This window comes from Streptomyces sp. NPDC050416, assembly GCF_044458845.1.
GTDB lineage: Bacteria > Actinomycetota > Actinomycetes > Streptomycetales > Streptomycetaceae > Streptomyces.
The window spans coordinates 112901-138744 of record NZ_JBITII010000005.1; the positions used below are offsets into that span (position 1 = coordinate 112901).

Annotated in this window: 20 protein-coding genes and 1 pseudogene; 12 read left to right on the top strand and 9 right to left on the bottom strand. The window is 71.8% G+C overall.

The genetic code is table 11. The features are described 5' to 3' along the window. The first annotated feature begins 308 nt into the window (after window positions 1-308). Entirely contained in the window at window positions 309-1313 is a 1005-nt protein-coding gene (locus tag ACIBL4_RS17175; protein ID WP_399410767.1) for a substrate-binding domain-containing protein, read from the top strand. A gap of 11 nt (window positions 1314-1324) precedes the next feature. Here the strand turns inward: ACIBL4_RS17175 and ACIBL4_RS17180 are convergent, their stop codons facing one another. Next, window positions 1325-2326: a LacI family DNA-binding transcriptional regulator gene (locus ACIBL4_RS17180; RefSeq protein WP_399411552.1), complete on the bottom strand. Its 1002-nt coding sequence runs from the start codon at window positions 2324-2326 to the stop codon at window positions 1325-1327. Window positions 2327-2550: 224 nt separating this feature from the next. Between ACIBL4_RS17180 and ACIBL4_RS17185 the strand changes: the two genes are divergently transcribed. The 4 genes from ACIBL4_RS17185 to ACIBL4_RS17200 are packed head-to-tail and all read left to right on the top strand — an operon-like array spanning window position 2551 to window position 6858. Beyond that, on the top strand, window positions 2551-3501 hold the full coding sequence (locus ACIBL4_RS17185; protein ID WP_399410769.1) for a TIM barrel protein: 951 nt from the start codon (window positions 2551-2553) through the stop codon (window positions 3499-3501). Between the two features lie 9 nt (window positions 3502-3510). Continuing rightward, entirely contained in the window at window positions 3511-4950 is a 1440-nt protein-coding gene (locus ACIBL4_RS17190; RefSeq protein WP_399410771.1) for a sugar porter family MFS transporter, read from the top strand. Window positions 4951-4972: 22 nt separating this feature from the next. Continuing rightward, on the top strand, window positions 4973-5992 hold the full coding sequence (locus tag ACIBL4_RS17195) for a Gfo/Idh/MocA family protein (protein WP_399410773.1): 1020 nt from the start codon (window positions 4973-4975) through the stop codon (window positions 5990-5992). Then, window positions 5989-6858 carry a sugar phosphate isomerase/epimerase family protein gene (locus tag ACIBL4_RS17200; RefSeq protein WP_399410775.1) on the top strand — a complete coding sequence of 290 codons (870 nt, stop codon included), beginning with the start codon at window positions 5989-5991 and terminating at the stop codon, window positions 6856-6858. Before ACIBL4_RS17195 ends, ACIBL4_RS17200 begins: the two co-directional genes overlap by 4 nt. Window positions 6859-6920: 62 nt before the next feature. Here the strand turns inward: ACIBL4_RS17200 and helR are convergent, their stop codons facing one another. Both helR and ACIBL4_RS17210 read right to left on the bottom strand, forming a co-directional pair. Then, window positions 6921-9080 carry an RNA polymerase recycling motor ATPase HelR gene (gene helR, locus ACIBL4_RS17205; protein WP_399410777.1) on the bottom strand — a complete coding sequence of 720 codons (2160 nt, stop codon included), beginning with the start codon at window positions 9078-9080 and terminating at the stop codon, window positions 6921-6923. A gap of 174 nt (window positions 9081-9254) precedes the next feature. After that, a complete protein-coding gene (locus ACIBL4_RS17210; RefSeq protein ID WP_399410779.1) occupies window positions 9255-10715 on the bottom strand; it encodes an aldehyde dehydrogenase family protein in 1461 nt (486 codons plus the stop codon). Between the two features lie 172 nt (window positions 10716-10887). Here ACIBL4_RS17210 and ACIBL4_RS17215 point away from each other — a divergent pair, with 172 nt between their 5' ends. The 5 genes and pseudogenes from ACIBL4_RS17215 to ACIBL4_RS17235 all read left to right on the top strand — a co-directional run bounded on the left by ACIBL4_RS17215 (window position 10888) and on the right by ACIBL4_RS17235 (window position 16667). After that, window positions 10888-13305, top strand: a complete 2418-nt coding sequence (locus tag ACIBL4_RS17215; RefSeq protein WP_399410781.1) for a SpoIIE family protein phosphatase — start codon at window positions 10888-10890, stop codon at window positions 13303-13305. A 113-nt stretch (window positions 13306-13418) separates the two neighbouring features. Next, window positions 13419-14302 (top strand): annotated as a pseudogene (locus ACIBL4_RS17220) (Gfo/Idh/MocA family protein). A 51-nt stretch (window positions 14303-14353) separates the two neighbouring features. Then, the gene (locus tag ACIBL4_RS17225) at window positions 14354-15058 is read left to right on the top strand and encodes a glutamate ligase domain-containing protein (RefSeq protein ID WP_399411554.1); all 705 of its coding nucleotides are present in this window, start codon (window positions 14354-14356) and stop codon (window positions 15056-15058) included. A 17-nt stretch (window positions 15059-15075) separates the two neighbouring features. Then, on the top strand, window positions 15076-16206 hold the full coding sequence (locus tag ACIBL4_RS17230) for a PP2C family protein-serine/threonine phosphatase (RefSeq protein ID WP_399411556.1): 1131 nt from the start codon (window positions 15076-15078) through the stop codon (window positions 16204-16206). Between the two features lie 254 nt (window positions 16207-16460). Next, window positions 16461-16667, top strand: coding sequence for a hypothetical protein (locus tag ACIBL4_RS17235; RefSeq protein ID WP_356924899.1), 207 nt, complete (start codon window positions 16461-16463; stop codon window positions 16665-16667). A gap of 22 nt (window positions 16668-16689) precedes the next feature. On the opposite strand, the gene ACIBL4_RS17240 is transcribed toward ACIBL4_RS17235, so the two are convergent. From ACIBL4_RS17240 to ACIBL4_RS17265, 6 genes are all read right to left on the bottom strand, one after another. Further along, window positions 16690-17181, bottom strand: a complete 492-nt coding sequence (locus tag ACIBL4_RS17240) for a DUF5709 domain-containing protein (protein ID WP_399411559.1) — start codon at window positions 17179-17181, stop codon at window positions 16690-16692. 91 nt (window positions 17182-17272) lie between these two features. Next, window positions 17273-18427, bottom strand: coding sequence for a HoxN/HupN/NixA family nickel/cobalt transporter (locus ACIBL4_RS17245; protein WP_399410784.1), 1155 nt, complete (start codon window positions 18425-18427; stop codon window positions 17273-17275). A 185-nt stretch (window positions 18428-18612) separates the two neighbouring features. Next, entirely contained in the window at window positions 18613-19461 is an 849-nt protein-coding gene (gene prcB, locus ACIBL4_RS17250) for a proteasome subunit beta (RefSeq protein ID WP_399410786.1), read from the bottom strand. 77 nt (window positions 19462-19538) lie between these two features. Continuing rightward, a complete protein-coding gene (locus ACIBL4_RS17255; RefSeq protein ID WP_399410788.1) occupies window positions 19539-21035 on the bottom strand; it encodes a hypothetical protein in 1497 nt (498 codons plus the stop codon). A gap of 158 nt (window positions 21036-21193) precedes the next feature. Further along, window positions 21194-23548 carry a glycoside hydrolase family 65 protein gene (locus ACIBL4_RS17260; protein WP_399410790.1) on the bottom strand — a complete coding sequence of 785 codons (2355 nt, stop codon included), beginning with the start codon at window positions 23546-23548 and terminating at the stop codon, window positions 21194-21196. Beyond that, complete coding sequence (locus ACIBL4_RS17265; protein ID WP_399410792.1) at window positions 23545-24282, bottom strand: HAD family hydrolase; 738 nt, start codon at window positions 24280-24282, stop codon at window positions 23545-23547. The genes ACIBL4_RS17260 and ACIBL4_RS17265 overlap by 4 nt, the downstream gene beginning before the upstream one ends. Before the next feature lie 76 nt (window positions 24283-24358). Between ACIBL4_RS17265 and ACIBL4_RS17270 the strand changes: the two genes are divergently transcribed. Beyond that, window positions 24359-24994, top strand: coding sequence for a nucleoside/nucleotide kinase family protein (locus ACIBL4_RS17270; RefSeq protein ID WP_399410794.1), 636 nt, complete (start codon window positions 24359-24361; stop codon window positions 24992-24994). Window positions 24995-25076: 82 nt separating this feature from the next. Then, window positions 25077-25832: an SDR family oxidoreductase gene (locus ACIBL4_RS17275; RefSeq protein WP_399410796.1), complete on the top strand. Its 756-nt coding sequence runs from the start codon at window positions 25077-25079 to the stop codon at window positions 25830-25832. Window positions 25833-25844 lie beyond the last annotated feature (12 nt).

The following is a 25844-nucleotide window of genomic DNA, read 5'->3' on the forward strand; positions in this document are numbered from 1 at the left end:
GTTCTGGGTTGGGGTGTGTTGTGCGGGACCGACGGGAGGGTCTGGGCCCGCCGGCGGGGGGGGGCCGCCCGCACCCCCGGGGCACGGCGGGTGTGGGCGGGCGGCCCTGTTGTGCCGGAGCGTCCGGTCGGCCGGAATCTCCGGTTCGTCGGAACGTCACGTTTGTTGGTACGTCCTGACAAAGCTGTTGACATCACCCGGGGGCGCCCGCATAGTACCTGCCACTAGAGCGCGCTAGTGACGCGCTCCAGTTGCCTCCCCGGACCGGGCACGGCCCGCTCTCCCCAGCACACCGAGGTGCACCCGACATGCGCAGACACCACAGATCCGCCGCCCTGACCACCGCCGTCCTCGTGGGCGCCCTGCTCGCCGCCGGCTGCTCCAGCGGCGCCGGCGGGAAGAAGTCCGAGTCCGGCGGCACCGACGCCGCCGCGGGCAAGGCCACCACCCCGCGGATGACCGTCGCCATGGTCACCCACGCGGCACCCGGCGACACCTTCTGGGACCTGATCCGCAAGGGCGCCCAGGCGGCTGCAGCGAAGGACAACATCAAGCTCGTCTACTCCAGTGACCCGGTCGCCGGGAACCAGGCCAACCTGGTGCAGAACGCCATCGACCAGAAGGTCGACGGCATCGCGCTCACCGCCGCCAAGCCCGACGCCATGAAGGCGGTCGTGGCCAAGGCCAAGGCGGCCGGCATCCCCGTCGTCGGCTTCAACTCCGGCCTGGACAACTGGCGGGAACTCGGCATGCTCGAGTACTTCGGCCAGGACGAGAACATCGCCGGCCAGGCCTTCGGCGAGCGCCTCAACCAGCAGGGCGCCAAGCACGCCGTCTGCGTGATCCAGGAGCAGGGCCAGGTCGCGCTGGAGGCGCGCTGCGCCGGCCTGAAGAAGGGCTTCAAGGGCACGACGGAGAACCTGTACGTCAACGGCACCGACATGCCCTCCGTGAAGTCGACCCTGACGGCCAAGCTCCAGAAGGACGCCAGCATCGACCAGGTGGTCACGCTGGGCGCCCCGATCGCCATGACCGCCGTGCAGTCGGTCAAGGACGCCGGCAGCAAGGCCGAGGTCGCCACCTTCGACCTCAACAAGGACCTCGTCGCCGCCATCCAGGGCGGGGACATACAGTTCGCCGTCGACCAGCAGCCCTACCTCCAGGGCTACCTCGCCGTCGACGGACTGTGGCTCTACAAGACGAACGGCAACTTCAGCGGCGGCAGCACCGCTCCCGTGCTCACCGGGCCGGCCTTCGTCACGAAGGACAACGTCGACAGCGTCGCCGAGTTCGCCAAGAAGGGCACGCGCTAGGCGGACACCCCCTAGGAACCCTCCGCCGGGGCAGGTCCGCTCGTTCCCCGCACCACCAGCTTGGGGTCCAGCACCGCCTCCCTCGGCGGCAGTTCCCCGTTCTCCAGCCGTTCGACGGCGAAGCGGACCGCGTGCTCGGCCATCAGGACCGCGTCCTGGCGGACGGTGGTCAGACCGATCGGCATCAGGTGGGAGAGGTGACTGTCGTCGTAGCCGACGACGGACAGGTCGCGCGGAACCTCCACGCCCGCCCGGGTGAGGGCCATCAGCAGCCCCATCGCACAGCGGTCGTTGCCGGCGAGGACCGCCGTCGGCAGCGGCCGCCCGCTGTCGCGTTCGGCCAGCAGCAGCCGGCCGGTCTCGATGCCGGACTCCTCGGTGTGCTCGCCGGGGATCACCCGCGCCCGGTCCTCCAGTCCGTGGCGCCGCATCGCGGCGCGGTAGGCACGCCGCCGCTCCGCCGACCCGGGGCCGCGTCCGCCGTCGATGTGCACGATCCGGCGGTGCCCCAGCTCCACCAGGTGGTCCATGGCCTGCCGGACGCCCTTGCCCTCGGCGGAGTGCACGAAGTCGACGTGGGCCTGGGGCACCCGGCGGCTGATCGAGACGGTGACCGTGCGCTGCCCGAGCTCGGCGACGTAGGCGGGGTCGGCGTCCGGGCCGAGCAGGATCACCGCCTCGCAGCGGTGACTGAGCAGCGCCTCGACCGCCTTGGCCTCGCTGCGGCCGTGGGTGGCACCGGAGAGCAGGACGTCGTAACCGAGCCGCTCGGCCTCGGGGTAGATGCCGGTGATGAGGTCCGTGTGGAAGGTCTGGTGCACGGTGAACATCACGCCGAGCGTGCGGCTGCGGCCCCGGGCCAGCAGCCGGGCCGCGCTGTCGGGCCGGTAACCGATCTCGTCGGCGACGCGCAGGACGCGTTCCCGGGTCTCCCGGCTGGCTCCCGCCTGGTTGCGGAAGATGATCGAGACGAGCGCGCGGGACACGCCCGCCTTCTCGGCGACGTCCGCCATCGTGGGCCGCTGCCTGCCCGATGCATCCACGTGTGAACCCACCCTCCGACGCCGACCACCTTACGGGTGTCCCGCGCGAGGCCCGTACCAGGACTCGGCAATCTCCCGGCAACACCCTATTGACATGACATTTGGACAGGGGTCATCGTACTCGAACTAGAGCGCGCTAGTAGAGCGCATCAGTTTCACGTCTGCCCCCTTCCTCTCCCCGAAGGACTCTCACCATGGCAACGGTGCCAGCCCCGCTGCGTACGACCGTCGGCAACCTGTGCCTCGGCTCCGCCCCCGACTCCTGGGGCGTCTGGTTCCCCGACGACGAGCACCAGGTGTCGTACACCCGCTTCCTCGACGAGCTCGTCCAGGCCGGGTACGAGTGGCTGGAGCTCGGCCCGTACGGCTACCTCCCCACCGACCCGCGGCGGCTGAAGTCCGAGCTGGACGCCCGCGGGCTGAAGGTCTCCGGCGGCACCGCGTTCGGCGCGCTGCACCGGCCCGAGGCGTGGGACGAGATGCTCGCCCACGTCCGGCAGGTCGCCGAGCTGACCGCCGCCGCGCGGGCGCACCACCTGGTCTTCATCCCGCCGATGTACCGGGACGAGAAGACGGGTGCGTTCACCGAGTCGCCCGAGCTGACCGCCGAGCAGTGGGCCGGGTTCGGCCGGGCCGCCGACCGGCTGGGCAGGCTGCTGCTGGAGGAGTACGACGTACGGCTGGTCGTCCATCCGCACGCCGACAGCCACATCCAGACCCAAGCCGAGATCGAGCGGCTGCTCAACGAGTCCGACAGCCGTTACACGAACCTCTGCCTGGACACGGGGCATGTCGCCTACGGCGGCGGGGACAACCTCGACCTGATCCGCCGTTTCGGTGAGCGGATCGGCTACGTGCACATCAAGCAGATGGACCCGGAGATCCTGGCGCAGGTCGCGGCCGAGGACCTGTCCTTCGGCGAAGCCGTGAAGCGCGGGGTGTGCGTGTCACCGCCGGCCGGGGTGCCGAAGCCGGCCGATGTGGTGGGCGAACTCGCCGAGGTCGACGCGGAGTTGTTCGTGATCGTCGAGCAGGACCTGTACCCGTGTGCTCCCGAGGTGCCGCTGCCGATCGCGGTCAGCACCCGTGAACACCTGGCCGGCTGCGGACTGTCGGGTACCCGGCGCCCGAACATCGACAGGTAAGGAGCGGCCATGGACGTCACGGACGACACGACACCGGCCCCCGTCCCGCCCCCCGCCACCGCCGTCGCGGACCACGCTCCCCCGGCGGTCAGGCGGCGGCTGAGGCTGATCACGATCATCGCCACGTTCGGTGGTCTGCTCTTCGGCTACGACACCGGCGTCATCAACGGCGCCCTGCCCTACATGACCGAGGACCTCGGCCTGACCCCGGTCACCGAGGGCATGGTCACCAGCTCGCTGCTGCTGGGTGCCGCGCTGGGCGCGGTGACCGGCGGGCGGTTGTCGGACGCGCGCGGCAGGCGGCGCAACATCCTGCTGCTGGCCGTGCTGTTCTTCGTCGGCGCGCTCGGCTGCACGCTCGCCCCCACGACCGAGGTGATGATCGTGGCGCGGTTCGTGCTCGGTCTCGCGGTCGGCGGCGCGTCGGTGACCGTGCCGGTGTATCTCGCGGAGGTGTCGCCCGCCGAGCGGCGCGGTGCCCTCGTCACCCGCAACGAGATGATGATCGTCAGCGGTCAGCTGCTGGCCTTCACGTCCAACGCGATCATCGCCCAGGTCGGCGGCGAGTCCGGTGGCGTGTGGCGCTGGATGCTGGTCATCGCGACGGTGCCGGCGGTGGTGCTCTGGTTCGGCATGCTGGTGATGCCGGAGAGCCCGCGCTGGCTGGCCTCCCAGAGCCGCTTCGGGGAGGCTCTCGATGTCCTCAGGCAGGTGCGGTCCCAGGCCCGGGCCGAGGCCGAGCTGAAGGAGGTGTCCGGGCTCGCCGTCAAGGACGAGCAGGCCAAGCTCGGCGGCTGGCAGGACATGAAGAGCACGCCGTGGGTGCGCAAGCTGATGTTCGTCGGGTTCGGCATCGCGATCGTGCAGCAGATCACCGGCGTCAACACGATCATGTACTACGGCACGCAGATCCTCACCGACGCCGGTTTCGCCGCCGACAGCGCCCTGACGGCGAACATCGCCAACGGTGTGATCTCGGTGCTGGCCACCTTCGTCGGCATCTGGCTGCTGGGCCGGGTACCGCGCCGCCCGATGCTGATGACCGGTCAGGCCGGCACGACCGCCGCGCTGTTGCTGATCGGCGTCTTCTCCCTGGTCCTGCCCTCGGGTGACGCGCGGGCGTTCGCGGTGCTGGCCATGACGGTCACGTTCCTCGCCTTCCAGCAGGGCGCGATCTCGCCGGTGACCTGGCTGATGCTGTCGGAGATCTTCCCGATGCGGATGCGCGGCTTCGGCATGGGCGTCGCGGCCGTGGTGCTGTGGCTGACCAACTTCGTGATCGGGCTGGTCTTCCCGTCCCTGGTCTCCGGGATCGGGATCTCCAACACTTTCTTCCTGTTCGTGGTGGCGGGCCTGCTGTCGCTCGCCTTCGTCAAGCGCTACGTCCCCGAGACCAAGGGCCGCACCCTCGAAACCCTCGAAGCCGAACTGCGCACCCGCTTCTCCTGACCCTCCCTTCGAAGGAACGACCATGACCGTACGTGTAGGCGTCATCGGCGCCGGAATGATCGGCCAGGACCACATCCGGCGGCTCACCGAGGTCGTCACCGGGGCCGCCGTCACGGCCGTGACCGACATCGACGCCGACCGCGCCGCCGAGGTGGCGGCCCGGGTGGGTGCCACGGCGCTGCCCACAGGCGCGGAGCTGATCGCCTCCCCCGACGTGGACGCCGTGCTCGTCACCTCCTGGGGGCCCACCCACGCCGAGCACGTCCTGGGCGCGATCGCGGCCGGCAAGCCGGTGTTCTGTGAGAAGCCCCTGGCCACGACCGCCGAGGACTGTCTGCGGATCGTGGAGGCCGAGCGGGCGCACGGCCGCCGCCTGGTGCAGGTGGGCTTCATGCGCCGCTTCGACGCCGGCTACCGCCAGATGAAGGAGGTCCTGTCGACCGGCTCGCTCGGGGCCCCGCTGATCGTGCACTGCGCCCACCGCAACCCGACCGTGCCGGAGTCGTACCACTCCGCCATGGCCGCCCAGGACACCGCCGTGCACGAGATCGACGTGCTGCGCTGGCTGCTCGACGACGAGATCGTCTCCGCGCAGGTGGTCACCCCGCGCACCACGAGCAAGCGCTTCGCGCACCTCAAGGACCCGCAGATCATGATCTTCCAGACGTCCGAGGGCGTCCGGATCGACCTGGAGGTCTTCGTCAACTGCCAGTACGGCTACGACATCCAGTGCGAGGTCGTCGGCGAGGACGGACTGGTGCGGCTGCCCGACCCGGCGGCCGTCGGGATCCGCACCGCCGCCCGGCACGGCACGGGTGTCCCCCAGGACTGGAAGGACCGGTTCGCGGAGGCCTTCGACACCGAGTTCCGCGAGTGGGTCGCGGGCGTCGCCGCCGGCACCGAGCCCACCGGCCCGTCCTCCTGGGACGGTTACGCCGCCACCGTCATCACCGACGCCGCCGTCCGGTCCCTGGAGACCGGCGGCGAGAGAGTCACCGTCGACATGAAGCCCCGCCCCGCGTTCTACGGAGGGACCGCGTGAAGATCGCCCTCGACCCCTACATGTTCCGCACCCTGCCGATCGACGACATGGTGCGTACGGTGGCCGAACTCGGCTACGAGTACATCGAGTTGTCGCCGCGCGCGGATTTCATGCCGTTCTTCCTCCACCCGCGTGCGGACGACGCGCGGGTGGCGGAGCTGAAGCAGTCGCTGCGCCGGCACGGTGTGCGGCTGTCCTCGGTGCTGCCGCTGTACAAGTGGTCGTCGCCGGACGAGACCGAGCGGCAGGCCGCCGTCCGCTACTGGAAGCGGATGATCGAGATCACCGTCGAGCTCGAGTGCCCGCTGATGAACTCGGAGTTCAACGGCCGGCCCGAGCGTGCCGCCGAGAGCGAGGCCGCCTTCTGGCGCTCGCTGGAGGAGCTGCTGCCGGTGTTCGAGCGCGAAGGCATCGCTCTGAACCTGGAGGCGCACCCGGACGACTTCTGCGAGGAGAACACCCCCGCCGTCGATCTCGTCCGCGCGATCAACAAGCCGTGGGTGAACTACCTCTACTGTGCCCCGCACTCCTTCCACCTCTCCGGGGCCTCGGAGGCCGGCGCCGACATCGCGGCGATGATGCGCTACGCCGGTGACAAGCTCCAGCACGTGCACATCGCGGACTCCTTCAACCACAAGGGCTCCTCCGGCCTGCGCTACATCCTCAACCCGCCGGGCACCGCGGCCCGTATCCACCAGCACCTGGACATCGGCCAGGGTGAGGTCGACTGGGACGCCTTCTTCGGCACGCTGCGCGAGCTGGGCTTCGACGGTGTCGCCACGTCCTGTGTCTTCGCCTGGGAGGAGCGGGCCCGGGAGTCGTCGGCGTTCATGCTGGACCGCATCCGCAAGGAACTCGCCGCCTGAGAGGCGTCCTTGAACCTCCGGCCGGGGCCCCCACTGCGGGAGGGTCCCGGCCGGAGCCCGTCTCAGGAGCTCGTGAGGACGACGAGCTGCTGGGTCGCCCTGGTCATCGCGACATAGTGGTCGACGGCTCCCTCGATGCCCGTGCCGAAGTCCTGCGGGTCGACGAGGACGACCAGGTCGAACTCCAGCCCCTTCGACAGCTCCGGGGTCAGCGAACGCACGCGGGAGGACGCCGGGCGGAACGTGGGATCGCCGATGACACAGGCGATCCCTTCGGCGTGTTCGGCCAGCCAGGTGTCGAGTACCGAGTGCAGCTGCGCGGTGGATCCGTGCACGACGGGAACGCCGCCGCTGCGGATGGACGTCGGTACGTTGGCGTCCGGCAGCGCGGCCCGGATGACCGGCTCGGCCTCCGCCATGATCTCCGCCGGTGTCCGGTAGTTGATGCTCAGCGAGGCCAGGTCGACCCGGTCGAACCCGACCCGCTCCAGCCGTTCCCGCCACGACTCCGTGAAGCCGTGCCGGGCCTGGGCGCGGTCCCCGACGATGGTGAAGCTGCGGGACGGGCAGCGCTGCAGCAGCATCTGCCAGTCCGCGTCGGTCAGTTCCTGCGCCTCGTCGACGACGATGTGCACGAACGGTCCGGCGAGCCGGTCCGGGTCGGCGGTGGACAGGGCACTCTCGTCCACCAGGGAGTTACGCATGTCCTGCCCGTGCAGCATGACCAGCACTCCTTCGCCGTCGTCGTAGCTGTGGGCCTCCAGCAGGTCGTCGATGACGTCGGTCATGCGCTCGCGCTGGGCGGCGACGGCGGCCTCCCTCCGGCGCGCGCGGCGGGACGCCTCCGGGTCGCCGAGCCGCTGCCGGGCCGCGTCCAGCAGCGGCAGGTCGGACACCGTCCAGGCCTGGGGCTGCGCGCGTTGCAGCGTGCGCACCTCGTCGCGGCTGAGCCAGGGAGCGCACATCCGAAGGTAGGCCGGTACCGACCAGAGGTCGCCGACGAGGTCGGTGGCCTCCAGGATCGGCCAGGCCCGGTTGAAGGCAGTGAGCAGTTCCCGGTCCTGTGCCAGCGACGTGCGCAGCAGGGCCTCGGAGACCTCGCCCTCGTGCTTGTCCACCAGGATCGTGAGCAGTTCCTCCCAGACCTGGTCGCGGGCCTCGTTGTGCGGTGTGCCGGGTTCCGCCGCCTCGAACGCCACCGCCCAGTCGGCGGCGCTCAGGTGGATGTCGGACCAGTGGGTCGTGACCGTCATGGCCTCGGTGGGCGGTTCCTCGTAGAAGCGGACGGCCTTCTCGATCGCGCGCACCATGTCCGCGGACGACTTCAGCCGGGCCACGTCCGGGTCGGTCTCCTCCGCCGCCGTCGCTCCCTCGTCGACGAGGTCCCGCAGGATGCAGGTCTGCACGCCCTCCTCGCCGAGGCTGGGCAGGACGTCGGAGACGTAGGACAGATAGGGCCGGTGCGGGCCGACGAACAGCACGCCGCCCCGGCGGTGCTGCCCGAGGCGCGGGTCGGAATAGAGGAGGTAGGCGGATCGGTGCAGGGCGACGACGGTCTTGCCGGTGCCCGGCCCGCCGTCGACGACGAGGGCGCCGCGCGAACCGGCGCGGATGATGGCGTCCTGGTCGGCCTGGATGGTGCCGAGCACGTCCCGCATCCGGGGCGAGCGGTTGGTGCCCAGGCTGGCGATGAAGGCGGACTGGTCGTCGAGCGCGGCGTGCCCGTCGAAGGCGTCGGCGGTGAACACCTCGTCCCAGTAGTCGCCGACCCGGCCGCCGGTCCAGCGGTACCGGCGACGGCTGGCGAGCCCCATCGGGTTGGCGTGGGTCGCCCCGAAGAACGGCTCGGCCGCCGGGGACCGCCAGTCGACCAGCAGGCGGCGCCCCTCACGGTCCGTCAGGCCGAGCCGTCCCACGTACACGGGCTCGGAGTCGTCGGTGGCGACCATGTGCCCGAGACACAGGTCGAGTCCGAAGCGGCGCAGTGCGCGCAGGCGGGCGGTCAGCCGGTAGATCTCGGCGTCCCGGTCCATGGCCTGCCGTCCCTTGCCGCCGGGAGCCTTGCGCTCGGCTTCGAGACGCTCGGTCAGTTCGGCGATCGACTGCTCCAGGCAGTCGGCGACGGCGGCGAAGTGCCGCTCGTCCCCGGCGATCAGCGCCGGGTCGGCTTTGTGCGAGAGGCGGTCGGGAAGGTCGAACGCGCTCGTGGTCAGGGGGGTCACGTCATGCTCCCGTTTCCGCAGGTCGTGGGCCTAGGCGGGACAGTTTGCGGGAGACATGGGGCCTTGCCGCAAGACCCCCTGTGTGTTATAGCTTGAGAGTGGCAAGGAGAGGACTCCTTGCCTTTCTTCTTTCGGGCCTTGCCTTTCTTGTTCCGGGCCGCCGTTCGTGCGAGGTCACACCGGTCCGGGTGCCGTCATCCAGCGCCACTGGGTGAACTCCTCCAGACTGGCTGTGCCGCCGATGCGGGAGCCGTTGCCGGAGATGCCCATGCCTCCGAAGGGGGCGTTCGCGGCGTCCTTCGCGGAGACGTCGTTGATGTGGACCATGCCGGTGCCCAGTCGCTCGGCGACGGCGGTCGCCCTCGGTACGGATCCGGAGTGCACGGCGGCCGTCAGGCCGTAGGCGGTGTCGTTGGCGATCTCGACGGCTTCTTCCTCGCTGTGAAAGGGAAGGACGGGGGCGACGGGACCGAAGATCTCCTCGGTGAACGCGGGCATGGCCCGGTCGACGCGGTCCAGGACGGTGGGCGGGTAGAAGAGTCCGTCGCGGCGGCCGCCCGTGAGCACGCGCGCCCCGCCGGCCACGCTCTCGTCGACGATGCGCTCGATCCTGGTGGCCTGCCGCTCGCTGATGATCGGGCCGAGGCTGACGCCCTCCACGCGGGGGTCACCGACGCGCAGGGCCCGCGCGTGCCGGACCAGCGCCTCGGTGTACGCCTCGACCAGGTCGGCATGGACCAGGTGGCGGCCTGCGGCGACGCACGCCTGCCCCTGGTATCCGAAGGTGCTCACGGCTCCGGCCAGGGCGGCCGCGTCCACATCGGCGTCCTCGAGCACGACGAGCGAGTTCTTGCCGCCGAGCTCCAGGGCGACCCGCTTCAGCCCCTCGCCCGCCACACGGGCCACGACGCGTCCGACCTCGGCGGAGCCGGTGAAGGCGACCATGGCGACATGAGGATCCGCCGCGACCGCCTGCCCGGTCTGCGCGCCGCCCGGCAGGACGTGCAGCACCCCGTCGGGCAGTCCGGCGTCCTCGAAGAGCCGCGCGACGAGGACGCCCCCGGACACCGGGGTGAGGGGGTCGGGCTTGAGCAGCACGGTGTTGCCCAGCGCCAGTGCGGGCGCCAGCGCGCGCACCGCGAACAGGAGCGGCGCGTTCCATGGGTTGATGACGCCGATGACGCCGAGCGGCACCCGCCACGCCAGACTCGTTCCGCCCGGGGTCTGCGGGGCCAGGACCTCGCCCCTGGGCAGGGACGCGAGTCCCACGGCGTGCGTCAGCTGGGCGAGGGCGGCGGTGATCTCGTAGTCACCCTTGGCGGGGACGCCGGCCGACTCCCGGACGATCCAGTCGCGGAATGCGGCGCTGTGCTCACGCAGCGCGGAAGAGGCGCGCAGCAGGACGTCGATACGGTCGGAAGGAGCTGCCGCGGCCCAGTCCCCGGCGGCTCGGGCGGCCCGTGCGCCGGCCCGGACGACGTCCGCGGAGGAGGCGACGCCGACCTCGGCCAGCACCTGTCCCGTGGCCGGTTCGATCACCTGGCGCGTGCCGCCCTCGGATGCGCGCCAGCCCTCGCTGTAGATCTTCCCGGTCCATTCGGCCGGGTCCGGCCACTTCGTGCCGTTGCCCTTCATGGGTGCCGCCCTCCGTCCGGGATCGGTGCCGCCGTCCTGACATGAGGACCGATACACGCCTGTCTGTCACTCTTGTTGTCTAGTGTCGTAATAGTGAGGGTGCGACGCACCTCCGGCGCAGGGGCCTCCTGGGCAGAAGGCCGCCAGGGCGGGATTGAGGGCAGATGACGTCATGACCGGATCCGCGTCCGCCTCGGACGACGGCCCGAGCGCCGGGTCGCAGGAACGTTTCGACGGTGCGGCGACGGCCCGGGTCGTCGTCGATGACCTCGGGATCGTGACCGCGTGGAACGAAGGGGCGCGGCGGCTGCTCGGGTACCGGGCTTCCGAGGTGGTCGGCCGGAAGGCGGCCGCGCTTGTCGCGGACGCCGTCCCGGCCCACGTGGTGGACTCGCTGGCCGGCCTGCGCAGGTGGAGCGGGACGGCCACGCTGCTGCACCGGGACGGCCAGCGCCTCACCGTCGGGCTGCTGGCCCATCACCGGACGATCGACGGAGACGACTGGCTGCTGGTGTCACCGGTGGCCCGACCGGCACCGACGCCCGAGGACGACGCGTTCGTGCGGCGCAGTTTCGCCCAGGCTCCCTACGCCATGGCCCTGTACGACACCGGACTGCGGTTGCTGTGGGCGAACGCGGACATGGAACGCGTGATGGGCCTGTCCGAGCAGGAGATGCGCGGCCTGCGGGTGACGGAGATCGTCCTCGACCCGGAGAGCGAACGGGCCGAGCAGGGCATGCGAACCGCACTGGAGACCGGGTGTCTCCAGGAGCTCGGAGCCGCGCTGCACCTCGCCGGCCATGAGCGGGAGAGCGTGTGGTCGGTGTCCCTCGTCCCCGTACGGGACTCCGACGGCCGGCCCGAAGGTGTCCTGCTGTCGGCACACGACGTGACGGAGCAGCACCTCGCACGGCAGCGACTGGTCCTGGTCAACGACGCCAGCCTGCGGATCGGCAGCACCCTGGACCTGCCCCGTACCGCCCAAGAACTCGCCGATGTGGCCGTCCCGCGGTTCGCGGACTTCGTCACGGTCGATCTCCTGCCGGCGATCGAGGGGGGCGAGGATCCGCCGCAGGGTTCTCCGCACGGTCCGGTGATGCTCCGCCGGGTCGCCTGTCAGTCGGTGCTGGAGGGCTGCCCCGAAGCCGTGGTGCCGTTCGGGACCGTGGCGCCCTACCCCGAGGGCTCCACCGCGGCGGAGTGCCTGGCCGCCGGGCGGCCGCTCATCGAGCACATCACGCCCGACGCCCTGGAGGATCTGGACCGGACGGCCCCGGACCGGGCCGAACGCATGCGGCGGTTCGGGTTCCACTCGGTGCTGGCGGTGCCCATGCGTGCGCGTGGCCTCACGTTGGGCGTGGCCACGTTCTCCCGCCATCGCCGGCCCCAGCGCTTCCAGCAGGACGACCTGCTGCTGGGCCAGGAGATCACCGCTCGCGCCGCCGTGTGCATCGACAACGCCCGGCGGTACACCCGCGAACGCGACACCTCCCTCACGTTGCAGAGCAGCCTGCTGCCGCAGCGTCTCCCCGAGCAGGCGGCTCTCGAGGTCGCCTCCCGTTATCGGCCCGCCAGCACCCGGGCCGGTGTCGGCGGCGACTGGTTCGACGTCATTCCGCTCTCCGGTGCCCGGGTCGCCCTGGTCGTCGGTGACGTCGTGGGCCACGGCATCCAGGCCTCGGCGACCATGGGGCGGCTGCGCACCGCCGTACGCACGCTGGCCGATGTCGACCTTCCCCCCGACGAGTTGCTGACCCACCTCGACGACCTGGTCAACCACGCGGTCGGCGGCGACACCATGGCCCCGCTCGACGGCGACGTGGGCGCCACCTGTCTCTACGCCGTCTACGATCCCGTCTCGCGCCGCTGCACGATCGCCCGCGCGGGCCACCCCGGGCCGGCCCTCGTGGCGCCCGACGGCACGGTCGAGTTCCTCGAGGTCCCGGCAGGCCCTCCCCTCGGCCTGGGCGGCCTCCCCTTCGAGTCGACCGAGCTGGAGCTGGCCGAGGGCAGCCTCCTCGTCCTCTACACGGACGGGCTCGTCGAGGTCCGCGGCCGGGACATCGACGAGGGGATCGCCGCCATGCGCGAGGTGCTGGAGCGACCGGCTCAGGATCTGGAGGCCGTGTGCGACGCCCTGTTGGGCACCCTGATCGCGGATCGCCCCTCCGACGATGTGGCGCTCCTCGTGGCCCGCACCCGGGCCCTCGACGCCTCGCACGTGGCGACCTGGCCGGTGCCGCCGGACCCCGCAGCAGTCGCGGACGTGCGCAAGACCGCCTGCCGGCAACTGTCCGAGTGGGGCTTGGACGATGCCGTGTTCGTCACCGAGTTGGTCGTCAGCGAACTGGTCACCAACGCCATCCGGTACGGCCGGCCTCCCATCGAGCTCAGACTGATCTACGACCGCACCCTCATCTGCGAAGTGTCCGACGGCAGCAGCACCGCGCCCCACCTGCGCCGGGCCCATACCTTCGACGAAGGGGGACGCGGGTTGCTGCTCGTCGCTCAGCTCACCCAGGGCTGGGGGTCCCGTCAGATGACCAACGGCAAGACCATCTGGGCTGAACAGTCACTTCCCGGCGAGTGAGATGCGCCGGAGGCCTGGCCTCCCCGCGGCCGGTTCCTTATGACACGCTCTTCGGCGAGCGGGCGGCCGAGGAACGGCCGTCGGCTGTCACGGCACCGTGGAGAGGCGACGGCATGCGCATAGGACTGCTCGGCACCGGCCCATGGGCGCAGATGGCCCACGCTCCCGCCCTCAGCGGGCACGAGGAGCTCGACTTCGCGGGCGTGTGGGGACGCCGCCCCGAAGCGGCGAAGGAACTGGCGGAGCGGCACGGTGTCCGGGCCTACGACGATGTGGACGCGCTGTTCGCCGACGTGGACGCGGTCGCCGTGGCACTGCCTCCCGAGGTGCAGGCCGACCTCGCCGCGCGGGCGGCGCGGGCCGGGTGTCATCTGCTGCTCGACAAGCCGCTGGCGGCGACGGTGGAGCAGGGCCGGGCGGTGGTCGAGGCCGTGGAGGACGCGGGGTCGCCTCCGTCGTGTTCTTCACGACCCGCTTCCAGCCCGAGCCGGCGGCGTGGATCACCGAACAGGCGGCGGTGCCGGGGTGGTTCACGGGGCGGGCGCAGTGGCTCGGGGCGGTGTTCAGCGGCGAGAGCCCCTTCGCCACGCCGTGGCGGCGGGAGAAGGGCGCCGTGTGGGACGTCGGGCCGCACGCCCTGTCCGTCCTGCTGCCGGTTCTCGGCGACGTGCGACGCGTGACGGCGGCGGCGTACGGCCCCGGGGACACGGCCCATGTCGTCCTCGACCACAGCGGCGGCGCGTCGAGCACGCTCACCCTGAGCCTGACGGCACCGCCCGCCGCGTCCGGTGCCGCCGTGGAACTCCACGGGGAGGCAGGGGTCGCGGTCCTGCCGCAGAGCTCCGACGGAGCGGTCCCCGCGTTGGTGCGGGCCGCGGACGCCCTGCTCACCGCCGCCCGGACCGGCCGCCCGCACACGTGCGACGCGGCGTTCGGCCTGCGGGTCACGGAGATCCTCACGGCGGCCGACGACCTGCTGAACGGCGGCGCCCGCTAGCGGCAAGACCGTGAAGTGTGCGGCTGGGCCTTGGAGATGGCGCGTTTGACGATGCGGGGGCTGACCCGCAGGCGCCGTGAGGGACGCAGTGCGGCCAGGACGTGCCGGCGGATCGTGCCGGCCAGACAGGCGTCAAAACTCTGTCGTGCCTTCAACGCGGCACCCGAAGCGGTGCGGGCGTCGCCGACGGCTCTGGCTGCGATGGCGAACGGCCGGGACACCATCGCGGTCCTCGGCGGGATGCACAAACTTGGCGACGCCTCCAAAGAGGCGCACGCTGAAATCGGCCGAATGGTTGCCGAACTCGGGATCTCCGCACTGATCGTCGTCGGAGGGCCGGAGGCCCCGTGGCTGGAGGAAGGAGCACGGTGGCTGGAAGAGTCAGCGCGCTCCCACGGTGCGGACAGCGTCCTGGTACCCAGTCGGCAACAGGCGCGAAAGAGCTTGTGGAGCCCGGCGACTTGGTCCTGCTCAAGGGGGCGCGGGACGCCGGCCCGCAACAGCTGGCCCAGGAACTGCGGAACGACGCCACGGCATCGGCTCAGCCGTCCGTGGGTTGAGCTGTCCGCGCTCCGAAGCTCAGCGGGCTGGGACCGCTCTCGTCAACGGCATCGGGGCCAGGACCTGTCGTTTGGATCACGCCGCAGACGCGGGGTCTGGCACGCGCATCTGCGGCGTTGTCGTCGGTTGCTCACGCCGTTCTGGCGCGGGCCCGGAGTGCGGCGCCGGGTGGGGCGTAGCAGCGTGGTGGTGTGAGTCGTGCGCGTGCCCGGCTGCCGCGCCGGGACAGGGGCCGTGGCCGGGATCGGGACCCGGACCGGGACAGGAACCTGGACCGGCGGGGCTGGCTGCGCGGCGCACCCCCGCCGGTCTGGGCGCGGGTGCTGCCGTCCGTACTGCTGGCGGGCGTCTGCACGGCCGAGCTGATCAGTCCGGAGCCGCTCGACATCGGCTTCCTGCTGGGTGCGATCCCGCCGCTGGCCGTGCTGGCGCACGGGCCGGTCGTGACGGCGGCACTCGGTGCGCTGGCGGTGGTCGTGCTGACGGTGCCGGTCTTCCGTCTGGACGACCCGGGCAGCACCGATCTGCTGACCGTGTGCTTCGTCGCGGTGCTGAGCGTGCTGCTGTCGTACGTGCGCAGCAGGCGTGACGCACAGCTGGTGACCGAGCGGGCCGTCGCCGAGGCCGCGCAGCGGGCCGTGGTGCCGCCGCTGCCGGAGCGGGTCGGGCCGGTGCGGTGCGCGGGACTGTACCGGGCCGCGCAGAGCGGGACGCTGGTCGGGGGCGACTTCTTCGACGTACGCGCGGGCCCCTTCGGCGTACGGGCGGTCATGGGAGATGTGCAGGGGCACGGGCTGTCCGCGGTGGCGACGGTCGCTTCCCTGCTGGGGGCGTTCCGGGAGGCGGTGCTGGACCAGCCGGACCCGGAGGCGGTGGCGGCCCGGCTCGACAGGAGGCTGGCGGTGGACTCCGCGGGCGAACCGCATGCCGAGCTGTTCGCGACGGCGGTGCTGCTGGACTTCTCCGCCGACGCGCGTGTGGTGCGGATCGTGGCGTGCGGGCAGTCCGGGCCGTTGCTGCTGCGGGACGGGCGGGTCGTGGAGCTGGACGTCGAGCCGTGCACGCCGCTGGGGCTGGGCCTCGCCGAGGCCGCCGGGCCGAAGGTCGTCTCGGTGCGGCTGCGGGCCGGTGACCGGCTGTTCCTCGCGTCCGACGGTGTCACCGAGGCCAGGGACGCCGGCGGGGTCTTCTATCCCCTCGCCGAGCGGCTGCCGGGCCTCGCCGACGAGGATCCGGCAGCGCTTGCGGAGCGGGTGTGGACCGATCTCGTCCGGTACTGCCCGGATGTGCGGGACGACGTCACGATGCTCGTGCTCGCGCCCCGTCTGCGGGGCCGGCCCTGACGGCGGCAGGCGGTGTTGTTCAGCTCCACGGGACCGGAGTCGGCGTCCCGCCCCCTCCCAGCGGCTTCCGGCAAGCCTTCTCCGGACTGCGGCGGGCTCCCAGCGGGTCTTGCGGCCGACCGTCCGTGGGGGTTTCGGGGATCGGGAGCGGGGCTCTCCGGATGCACGGTGGGCTCTCGCGTTGAATGGTGGTCTCGGGCCCGTTTTTCAGCACCGAGGCCGCACCAGCGATCCGGACCCTAGGAGCAGAGAACATGTCGACTTCACAGCCCGAAGCGTCCCGGCCGCCCGAGGACCGCACCACCCCGGACCGCCTGCTCCACGCCCGCACCGGCACCGACGTGTCGCCGGAGGACCTCGTCCTCGCCTCGGGCAAGGACCTCACCCCGCGCACCCTGGAATGGGCCAGGCGCAAGCTGGCCGCGGAGGGCCCGGCCGCGCTGGAGAAGCTGCTGCCGTAGCCCCCCTCCCCTCAGCCGGAGGTCACGCCCTGCCGTCGTCCTCCGGGAGGACGCTGTCGTCCTCCACCACGTGGACCGCCGCCTCCTCCGCACCGGCCGCACCCCCGTCGATGCCGACGTCCGTCGCGACGGTCTCCTTCGTCGTGTCCGGGTGGGCACCCTCGTCAGGGGCGACCAGGCGGCCCGCACGGGCGCTGCCCGCCTCGGGGTCGACCGGCTCGCCGTCGCCGTCAGGGGTGTCGCCCACGCCGTCCCCGACGGGCTCGGCGGACACGTCGGGGACCTCCTGGGAGAGGCGGTCGTCGAGCGTCTCGCCCTCGTGCTGCTCGGCGGCGGTCGTGCCGCGCTTGGTGACGCCGAGCGGCTTCTCCGGCGGGGAGTAGCCCTCGTCGAGCGTGTCGTCGTAGGTCCGTTCGTCGACGGCGTCCTGGAGGTCCAGAGGCGCGGCGTCCTCCTGCTCCTCGTTGCTCCCGGTGGGCTGGTACGCGTCGTCCGCCATCGGCTCGGGGCGCATCGGTTCCGTGCCCATCACTTCTGCCTCCCTGTCGCGCTGCGTCGACTCGTTCGTCTCATGTGCCCGTTCCGCGTTTCCCGTTACGCGGGCTCTAACCTTCCCGCCCCGGCCGGGCCAGGCCACCCGTCCACTTGTCTTCGATGCGCCCGAGCCTCCACACCAGCAGCGCCACGACCCACGTGGCGACGAACAGCGCCACGACGACGTAGCCGAGGACGTTGAGGTCGAGGCCGGAGATCCAGTCCCAGAAGGGGCCGTGCAGGCCGAGCCCCGTCACGAGCAGACCGAGGAGTTCGACGGTCCCGATGAGCAGGGCCACGGCGACGGACAGGCCGGTGATCGTGAGGTTGTAGTAGACCTTGCGGACCGGCTTGGAGAAGGCCCAGCCGTAGGCGAAGTTCATGAACGAGCCGTCGATGGTGTCGAGGAGGCACATCCCGGCGGCGAAGAGGACGGGCAGGCACAAGATCGCGTACCAGGGCAGACCGGACGCGGCACCGGAGCCGGCCAGCACGAGCAGGGCGATCTCGGTGGCGGTGTCGAAGCCGAGGCCGAAGAGGAGGCCCAGCGGGTACATGTGCCCGGGCTTGGAGACCGACTTCATGACGCGGCCCAGCAGCCGGTTCATGAAGCCGCGGTTGTTCAGCTGTTCCTCCAGGGCGGCCTCGTCGTAGTGGCCCGAGCGCATCCGGCGGAAGACCTTCCAGATGCCGGCGAGGATGACGAGGTTGACGGCCGCGATGAGGTAGAGGAACGTCCCGGAGACGGTCGTGCCGATCAGCCCGGTGACGTCGTGCAGCGAGGAGCCGCCGTCGCGGACCGGTCCGGCCAGGGTCTTCACGCCGAGGGTGAGCAGGAAGGCCAGGACGAAGACGACGCTGGAGTGGCCGAGGGAGAACCAGAAGCCGACCGACAGCGGCCGCTGCCCCTCGCCCATCAGCTTGCGGGTGGTGTTGTCGATTGCGGCGATGTGGTCCGCGTCGAAGGCGTGCCGCATGCCGAGCGTGTACGCCGTGACGCCGATGCCGACGCCGAAGGTCTGCGTGCCGATGGCGCGGTGCTCGGGGACGACGATCGCGACGAGGGTGACCCAGCCGATCACATGCAGGGCCACGATGACGGCGGCCATCCCCCCGGCCCTGGTCCACTCCTGCCGCGTCATGGAGGTACGGACGCGGCGCCGGGCCGTGCGCTGGGCCGCAGCCGGGGCGGGGAGGGGTGGAGTGGACTCAGGGGCGGCCGTCATCGGGAGCATGGTCTTTCTGTCGGACGGACGGCTGCGGGGAACAGCCTCGCGCCATCCTCCAGTACCTGCAATCCATGTGCAGTAAAGGCCGCGACAGGTCTTGTCCATGGAACCGAAAACTCCGCGGGACCGGAAACTCCCGGGACCGAAGGCTCCGTCGAGCCGGGCGCCCCGCGGCCGGGGTCTCACACCGCGGCGTTCGGTCCGTCCGGCCGGCCGCGGCGCTGCTCGACCATCTCGCGGCTGAGCTCCTCCGTCTCCGTCTCCGGCAGCCGCTCGAAGCCGTCCTCGGTGATGACGGACACGACGGGATAGATACGGCGGGTGAGGTCCGGGCCGCCGGTCGCGGAGTCGTCGTCGGCCGCGTCGTAGAGCGCCTGGAGCGCGGCAAGGGCGGCCTCGCGCCTGGTCAGGCCGGGGCGGAACAGCTTCTTCAACGCGCCCCGGGCATACGGCGATCCGGAACCCTCGGCGTGGAAGCCGAACTTCTCGTAACGGCCGCCGGCGACGTCGAAGCCGAAGATGCGGCCGCGCCCGCCCTCGGGAGCCGCGGGGTCGTAGCCGGCGAGCAGCGGGACGACGGCGAGGCCCTGCATGGCCTGGCCCAGATTGCCCCGGATCATCGTGGCCAGCCGGGTGGCCTTCGCGGCGAGGGTCATGGGGATGCCCTCGACCTTCTCGAAGTGCGTCAGCTCGACCTGGTAGAGCTTCACCAGGTCGAGGGCGAGCCCGACGGAACCGGCGAAGGCCACGGCGGTGTGGTCGTCGGCGGGGTGCACCTTCTCCAGGTCCCGCTGGGCGATCAGGTTGCCCATCGTCGCCCGCCGGTCGCCCGCGATCAGTACGCCGTCGCCGAAGGTGAGGGCCAGCACGGTCGTGCCGTGCGGGGCGCCCTCGGCGCGGACGCCGTCCGGGAGGATCCGGCGGGTGCCCAGCAGTTCCGGACGGTGGGCCGCCAGGAACTCGGTGAAGGACGAGGAGCCCGGTGTGAAGAACCCCTCCCCCAGCCGACCCTCGTGGTCGATCCCCGTCATGGTGTTCCCCCCTCGTCGTGACCCTCGTCTCCCGACTCCTACCTGGACCACGCGAGCGGGAAACGCGAGTTGAGGCCTCAGTGGCCGCTGTTCCCCGGCGCCGGCGGTGCGACGCGAACGTCCAGGTCCGAGATCCGGTGGACGGGCCAGGTGCGGGCGTAGCGGGGCGGGGTGCCGCCGGCCGGTGTGATGTGGGCGACCGGGAGACGCTGCGCGGTGCGCAGGACGTCCGCCACCGTGGTGTTCTCGTTGTGGCCGGCCGTCGCGCCCGAGGAGCAGCCGGTGTAGTAGCCGATCGGGATGGCCTCGTGACCGGTGAGCAGGCAGGGCGGGCGGACGCCGAGGCGGTGCAGCTCGCCGGCGGTGCGGTCCCAGTCGCGCCGGCTCTCGGTGTTGCGGGAAACGGCGCCTTCCAGGACGGCGATCTGCACCGCCAGATGGCCGGCCAGGCCGAGCGCGACCAGCGTGGCGGCCACCGGCCGCCACTTCCCGCCCGGGGTTCTGACCAGGTGCCACAGGGCGTCGGCGACCGGGAGCGCGAGCAGCGCGTAGGCCGGCTGGAGGAAGCGGGGCGCCGCGTAGCCGATCATGAACAGGTACGGCAGTGCGGCCGTGGCGGCGCAGGCCAGGGGGATCAGGGTCCGTCCCAGGCGCCGGGCCCGGGCCGCGACGAGCAGGCCGACGCCGGCGAGGACGGGCAGGGCGAACCACCAGACGGTGACCACGGGGTTGGGCATCGGCACGGTGCACGGCCTGCACAGGGCCCGCCCGCCCAGGCTGCGCAGCTGGTCGTCGACGGCGATCTGCCAGCCCAGCCCGCCCTGGATGCGGGAGGCGTCGGACAGCCGCTGTCCGAGACCGCCGTGGCCGACGTAGGCCTCGATCACCCATTCGACGGCGCCGGCCGCGAGGCCTGCCACGAGTGCGAGGAGGAGCCGCCAGTGGCGGCGCACCAGGACGAGGACGAGCAGCGGCACGGTCACCCAGACCGCGTCGGTGGGCCGCATCCACGCCATGAGTGCGGCGCCCGCCGCGATACCCCACAGTGCCGCCCGGGCGGAGGGTTGCGCCCGGGCCCGCAGGAAGCAGCCCACGGTGATCAGTGCGCCGATCGCGACCCAGTAGTTGGGCATGGCCTGCGGACCGTAGAAGAGGGTCACCCACAGGGAGGCGAAGAGGGCGCCGCCGGCGACCAGGACCCGGGTCGGGAACAGGCCGCGCCAGGCACGCAGGGCCAGGTAGAGGGCGAGGCCGGACAGCAGGGCGAGGTAGACGCGCAACAGCGGCGTCGACGACGACCAGGACGCGATCGGTGCCACGAGCAGGGAGACGCCCCGGGAGCGCGGCGCGCTGAAGAAGGCCGCCGGGGTGTGGGAGGTGACCTGGCTGACGTAGACGATCTCGTCCCAGCCGAGGCCGAGGACCGGCCGGACGAGGACGAGTTGCGCGACGGTGAAGACGGCGGCCACCGCGGCGAGCGGTCCGTCGACGCGGCTCTTGCGGCTGGTGCCCGACGCGGCCGTCTGTGTGCGTCTTCGTCTGCGAACGAGAATGGCGTTCGCTCCGTCGGACATCGTCCACCCCTTACCCCTACGCGCGTAGGCCGGCTGCGACCTCCACGGCCCGCGGGCCGAAGGCGGAGGTTCGATGATCGGAAAACATGGCCAAGCTAACCCGCGGGGTGGGGACGTGCAGACCGGAATTCGGCCAAGTGCCTGACGCGATCCGGAGGTCAGCGGGTGTTCGGGGCGCGGTGCGGCGGCTGGCTCGGGGCCGGACGCCGGGGCGCCGGCGGGACCGGGCGGGTGACGGGGGCGTCCTCACGCACCGTCACCTCGGTGCCGTGATGGCGGATCGTCAAGGGCGGACCCGAGCGCAGGGTGTACGTGGCCTGACCGGCGGTCAGCTCCACCCGCAGGCACCGGCCGAGGAACTGCACCGAGAAGGCCAGCCGGCTGTACCTCTCGGGCAGGCGCGGCGTGAACCGCAGACCACCGTCGGCGCACCGCATGCCGCCGAACCCGGCGACCAGCGCCATCCAGGTGCCGGCCAGCGAGGCGATGTGCAGTCCGTCGCGGGTGTTGTGCTCCAGGTCCCCGAGGTCCATCAGGGCGGCCTCGGCCGTGTAGGCGCAGGCCAGGTCCAGATGGCCGGTCCGGGCGGCCATGACGGCCTGGACGCAGGCCGAAAGGGAGGAGTCCCGTACGGTCAGCGGCTCGTAGTAGGCGAAGTTGCGGGCGATCTGCTCCTCGTCGAAGTACTCCTCGAAGAAGCTGCCGCAGGTGTACATCGCCAGCACCAGGTCCGCCTGCTTGATCACCTGCTTGCGGTACAGGTCGAAGTACGGGAAGTGCAGCATCAGCGGGTACTGGTCGGGGCCGGTGCGGTCGAAGTCCCAGCGCTGGTAGCGGGTGAAGCCGGCGTGCTGTTCGTGCACGCCGAGCTCCTCGTTGCAGGGGACGTGCACGGCCTCGGCGGCGTCCCGCCATGCGGCCCGCTCCTCCTCGTCGGCGCCGAGCCGGGCCGCCTCGTCGGGGTGGCGTTTGCAGGCGTCGGCGGCGGCCAGCAGGTTCGCCCGGGCCATGAGGTTGGTGTACGTGTTGTCGTCGGCGATCGCGCTGTACTCGTCCGGTCCGGTGACGCCGTCGATGTGGAAGACGCCCCGGTCGTCGTGGTGTCCGAGGGAGCGCCACAGGCGGGCGGTCTCCACCAGCAGCTCCACACCGACCTCGCGCTCGAACTCCTCGTCGCCGGTGGCCGCCACGTACCGCACGACGGCGTCCGCGATGTCGGCGCCGACGTGGAAGGCGGCGGTGCCGGCCGGCCAGTACGCGGAGCCTTCCGAGCCCTCGATGGTCCGCCAGGGGAACGCGGCGCCGCGCAGGCCGAGCTGGGCCGCGCGCTCCCGGGCGGCGGGCAGGGTGTCGAGGCGCCAGCGCAGGGCCTCGGCGGCGGCTTTCGGCGCGGTGTAGGTCAGCACCGGCAGCACGAAGGCCTCGGTGTCCCAGAAGGCGTGGCCGTCGTAGCCGGAGCCGGTGAGTCCCTTGGCGGGGATGGCGCGCTGTTCGGCGCGGGCGCCGGCCTGCAGGACGTGGAAGAGGGCGAAGCGGACGGCCTGCTGGATCTCCTCGTCGCCGTCGACCTCGACGTCGGCGCGCGCCCAGAAGTCGTCGAGGTAGGCCCGCTGGTCCTTCAGGAGTCCCCACCAGCCGCTGTGCGCGGCCGCCGCGAGGGCCGCCTCGACCTGGTCGCTCATCGCGGGCCGGGAGCGTGCGCTGGACCAGCCGTGCGCGACGAGCTTCTCCACCCGCAGCCGCTCCCCCGGTTCCAGGACGGAGGTGATGGTCAGCCGGGCCACGTCCACGTTGCTCTCGCTGCTGGTCGTGGTCTGTTCGGGGCCGGTGACGAGGTGGTCGGCGGCCACGGCGACGCGCAGGCCGCTGCGCCGGGTGCGGTGGACCAGGCGCAGCCTGCTGCCCGAGGCGAGGTCCTCCTCCGGTTCCAGCGGCGACTTCAGCGCCCGTGCCGCGCGCGGGTCGCCGTCCGGCTCGGGCAGGCTCTCGTTGGCGACCAGCTCCGACTGGACGACCACGCGGGTACGGCTGTCGACGGGCTCCACCTCGTACGCCACGGCGGCGATCGCCCGCTGGGTCAGCGAGACCAGCCGCGTGGAGCGCACCCGGATCGTCGAGCCGGCCGGGGAGGTCCACTCGCAGACCCGTTCCAGCACGCCGCGCCGCAGGTCCAGGGTCCGCTCGTGGGTGACGAGCCGCCCGTAGCGCAGGTCGAACGGCTCGTCGTCGACCAGGAGGCGCAGCACCTTGCCGTTGGTGACGTTGATGGAGGTCTGGCCGGACTCGGGGTAGCCGTATCCGGCCTCGGCGTAGGGCAGCGGGTGCAGTTCGTGGACGCCGTTGAGGTAGGAGCCGGGCAGGCCGTGCGGTTCGCCCTCGTCGAGGTTGCCGCGCCAGCCGACGTGGCCGTTGGACAGGGCGAACACGGACTCGCTCTGGGCCAGCAGGTCGAGGTTGAGCTCCGTCTCGCGCACCGTCCAGGGTTCGACGGTGTACGCCCGCTGTGCGATCACTGCGTGTCCCCCAGTTCGGCGAGGTCCTTCACCACGACGTCGGCGCCGTGTGCGTACAGCGCGTCGGTCTGTCCCACGCGGTCGACACCGACGACGTATCCGAACCGGCCCGCGCGGCCCGCGTCCATGCCGGCCAGGGCGTCCTCGAAGACGGCGGCTTCGGCCGGTTCGATGCCGAGGTCCTCGGCGGCGGCCAGGAACGTGTCGGGGTGCGGTTTGCCGGGCAGCTCGCGCTCGGCGGCCACCACGCCGTCGATGCGGACGTCGAAGAAGTGCTCGGCGCCGATCGAGCGCAGCACGTCGCGGCAGTTGGCGCTGGAGGAGACGATCGCGGTGCTCAGTCCGTGGGCGCGGACCGCCTCCAGGTAGCGCAGGGTGCCGTCGTAGGCCTCGACGCCTTCGGTGCGGATCTTCTCCAGGACCAGCTCGTTCTTGCGGTTGCCGAGCCCGTGCACGGTCTGCGCGCCGGGTGGGTCGTCGGGGTCGCCGTCTGGCAGGTCGATGCCGCGGGACGCGAGGAAGGTGCGCACGCCGTCGGCGCGTGGCCGGCCGTCGACGTACTCGTCGTAGTCGGACGCGTCGAACGGCCGGAAGTCCGCGCCGTCGCGCTCGCGCAGGAACGCGTCGAACATCTCCTTCCAGGCGGCCGCGTGCACGACGGCCGTCTTGGTGACGACACCGTCGAGGTCGAAGAGGCAGGCGTGGATGTCTTCCGGGAGACCGAGCTGCGTCATACAGGTCCGGTTCCCCGGCCGGCGATGTCCAGTGAGTGGCGCACGCCACACTCTGAGGGGTGACACACTCTGCTGTGTGCCGCTGACCTTCGACGACCTCGTCCGCCGCGCCCGGGCCCTGCCCCGGGAAGGCCGGCGCGCGATCCTCGGTATCGCCGGCAGCCCCGGCGCGGGCAAGTCGACGCTCGCCGAGCGACTGGTACGGGAACTGAACGGATCCGGCGACCCGTGGGTGGCGCACGTCCCCATGGACGGCTTCCATCTCGCCGACGCCGAACTGGAACGGCTCGGCCGCCGCGACCGCAAGGGCGCGCCGGACACCTTCGACGCGGCCGGGTATGCGGCGCTGTTGCGGCGGCTGCGGGTGGAGACGGACGACGTGGTGTACGCGCCCGGCTTCGAACGCGTCCTGGAGCAGCCGGTCGCGGGGGCGATCCCGGTGCCGCCGGCGGCCCGGCTCGTCGTGACGGAGGGGAACTACCTGTTGCTGGACACGGGCGCGTGGCGGCGGGTCCGGGCCGAGCTGGACGAGGTGTGGTTCTGCGAGCTCGACGAGGACGAGCGCATGCGCCGGCTGGTGGCCCGGCACGAGGAGTTCGGCAAGAGTCACGACGAGGCGGTGGCCTGGGTGCTGCGCTCGGACCAGCCCAACGCCGCACTGGTCGCGGCGACGCGGGAGCGAGCGGACCTGGTGGTGCGCGACCGCGAGTGAGCGCGAAGGGCTCGTGGTCGTAGCGCTCTTGTCACGGCCCCTCCCCCTCAATCCTGGTGTTCCCTCTGCCTATTCTGGGGACATGACACGCGCAGCCGGCACCGGCACCGCCTTGGTCACGGGGGCCTCCCGCGGCCTCGGCGCCGTCATCGCTCGCCGTCTCGCGGCCAACGGGCATCCGGTCGCCGTCAACTACCGTGCGAGCAGTGAGGGGGCCCGCGGCGTGGTGGCGGACATCCGGGCGGCCGGAGGGACGGCCGAGGCGTTCGCCGCGGATGTGACGGAGGAAAACGCCGTCGCGGATCTCATCGCGGAGGTCACCGACCGCCTCGGCCCCGTCACCGCCCTCATCGTCAACGCCACCGGACCCCAGCCGGAGCAGGACCCGACGGCGGTGACCTGGGAGAACCACCTCGCCCAGCTCGCGTTCTTCGTCAAGAGCCCCACCCTGCTGATGCAAGCGGTCCTGCCGGGCATGCGGAAGCGCGGTGGCGGCCGCATCATCCAGATCGGCTCGGACGCACCAGAACGCCTCCAGCCCGAGATGTCCTCCTACGTAGCCGCCAAGGCAGCTCAGCACAGCCTGACCGAGTGCTGGGCCCGGGCCCTCGGCCCGTACGGCATTACGGTGAACACCGTCGCCCCGGGCTGGATCCCGGTCGAGCGGCACGCCGGAGCCAGCCCTGAATCGTTGGCCGCCTATACGAGTGGGGTGCCGTTGCGGCGCATGGGCGAGCCGGAGGACATCGCCGCGGCCGTCGCTTTCCTCGCCTCACCGGAGGCATCCTTCGTCACCGGCGAGCGCATCAAGGTCAATGGCGGTCACACGCTCGGCTAGGACCGTCGGGTC

Coding starts and splice junctions, on each gene's coding strand:
- ACIBL4_RS17190 (WP_399410771.1), top strand. CDS start 3,511: ATGGACGTCACGGACGACACGACACCGGCCCCCGTCCCGCCCCCCGCC.
- ACIBL4_RS17210 (WP_399410779.1), bottom strand. CDS start 10,715: ATGAAGGGCAACGGCACGAAGTGGCCGGACCCGGCCGAATGGACCGGG.
- ACIBL4_RS17225 (WP_399411554.1), top strand. CDS start 14,354: ATGCGGGGGCTGACCCGCAGGCGCCGTGAGGGACGCAGTGCGGCCAGG.
- ACIBL4_RS17175 (WP_399410767.1), top strand. CDS start 309: ATGCGCAGACACCACAGATCCGCCGCCCTGACCACCGCCGTCCTCGTG.
- ACIBL4_RS17185 (WP_399410769.1), top strand. CDS start 2,551: ATGGCAACGGTGCCAGCCCCGCTGCGTACGACCGTCGGCAACCTGTGC.
- ACIBL4_RS17180 (WP_399411552.1), bottom strand. CDS start 2,326: ATGGCGGACGTCGCCGAGAAGGCGGGCGTGTCCCGCGCGCTCGTCTCG.
- ACIBL4_RS17275 (WP_399410796.1), top strand. CDS start 25,077: ATGACACGCGCAGCCGGCACCGGCACCGCCTTGGTCACGGGGGCCTCC.
- ACIBL4_RS17245 (WP_399410784.1), bottom strand. CDS start 18,427: ATGACGGCCGCCCCTGAGTCCACTCCACCCCTCCCCGCCCCGGCTGCG.
- ACIBL4_RS17265 (WP_399410792.1), bottom strand. CDS start 24,282: ATGACGCAGCTCGGTCTCCCGGAAGACATCCACGCCTGCCTCTTCGAC.
- ACIBL4_RS17255 (WP_399410788.1), bottom strand. CDS start 21,035: ATGTCCGACGGAGCGAACGCCATTCTCGTTCGCAGACGAAGACGCACA.
- ACIBL4_RS17215 (WP_399410781.1), top strand. CDS start 10,888: ATGACCGGATCCGCGTCCGCCTCGGACGACGGCCCGAGCGCCGGGTCG.
- prcB (WP_399410786.1), bottom strand. CDS start 19,461: ATGACGGGGATCGACCACGAGGGTCGGCTGGGGGAGGGGTTCTTCACA.
- ACIBL4_RS17235 (WP_356924899.1), top strand. CDS start 16,461: ATGTCGACTTCACAGCCCGAAGCGTCCCGGCCGCCCGAGGACCGCACC.
- ACIBL4_RS17195 (WP_399410773.1), top strand. CDS start 4,973: ATGACCGTACGTGTAGGCGTCATCGGCGCCGGAATGATCGGCCAGGAC.
- ACIBL4_RS17240 (WP_399411559.1), bottom strand. CDS start 17,181: ATGCGCCCCGAGCCGATGGCGGACGACGCGTACCAGCCCACCGGGAGC.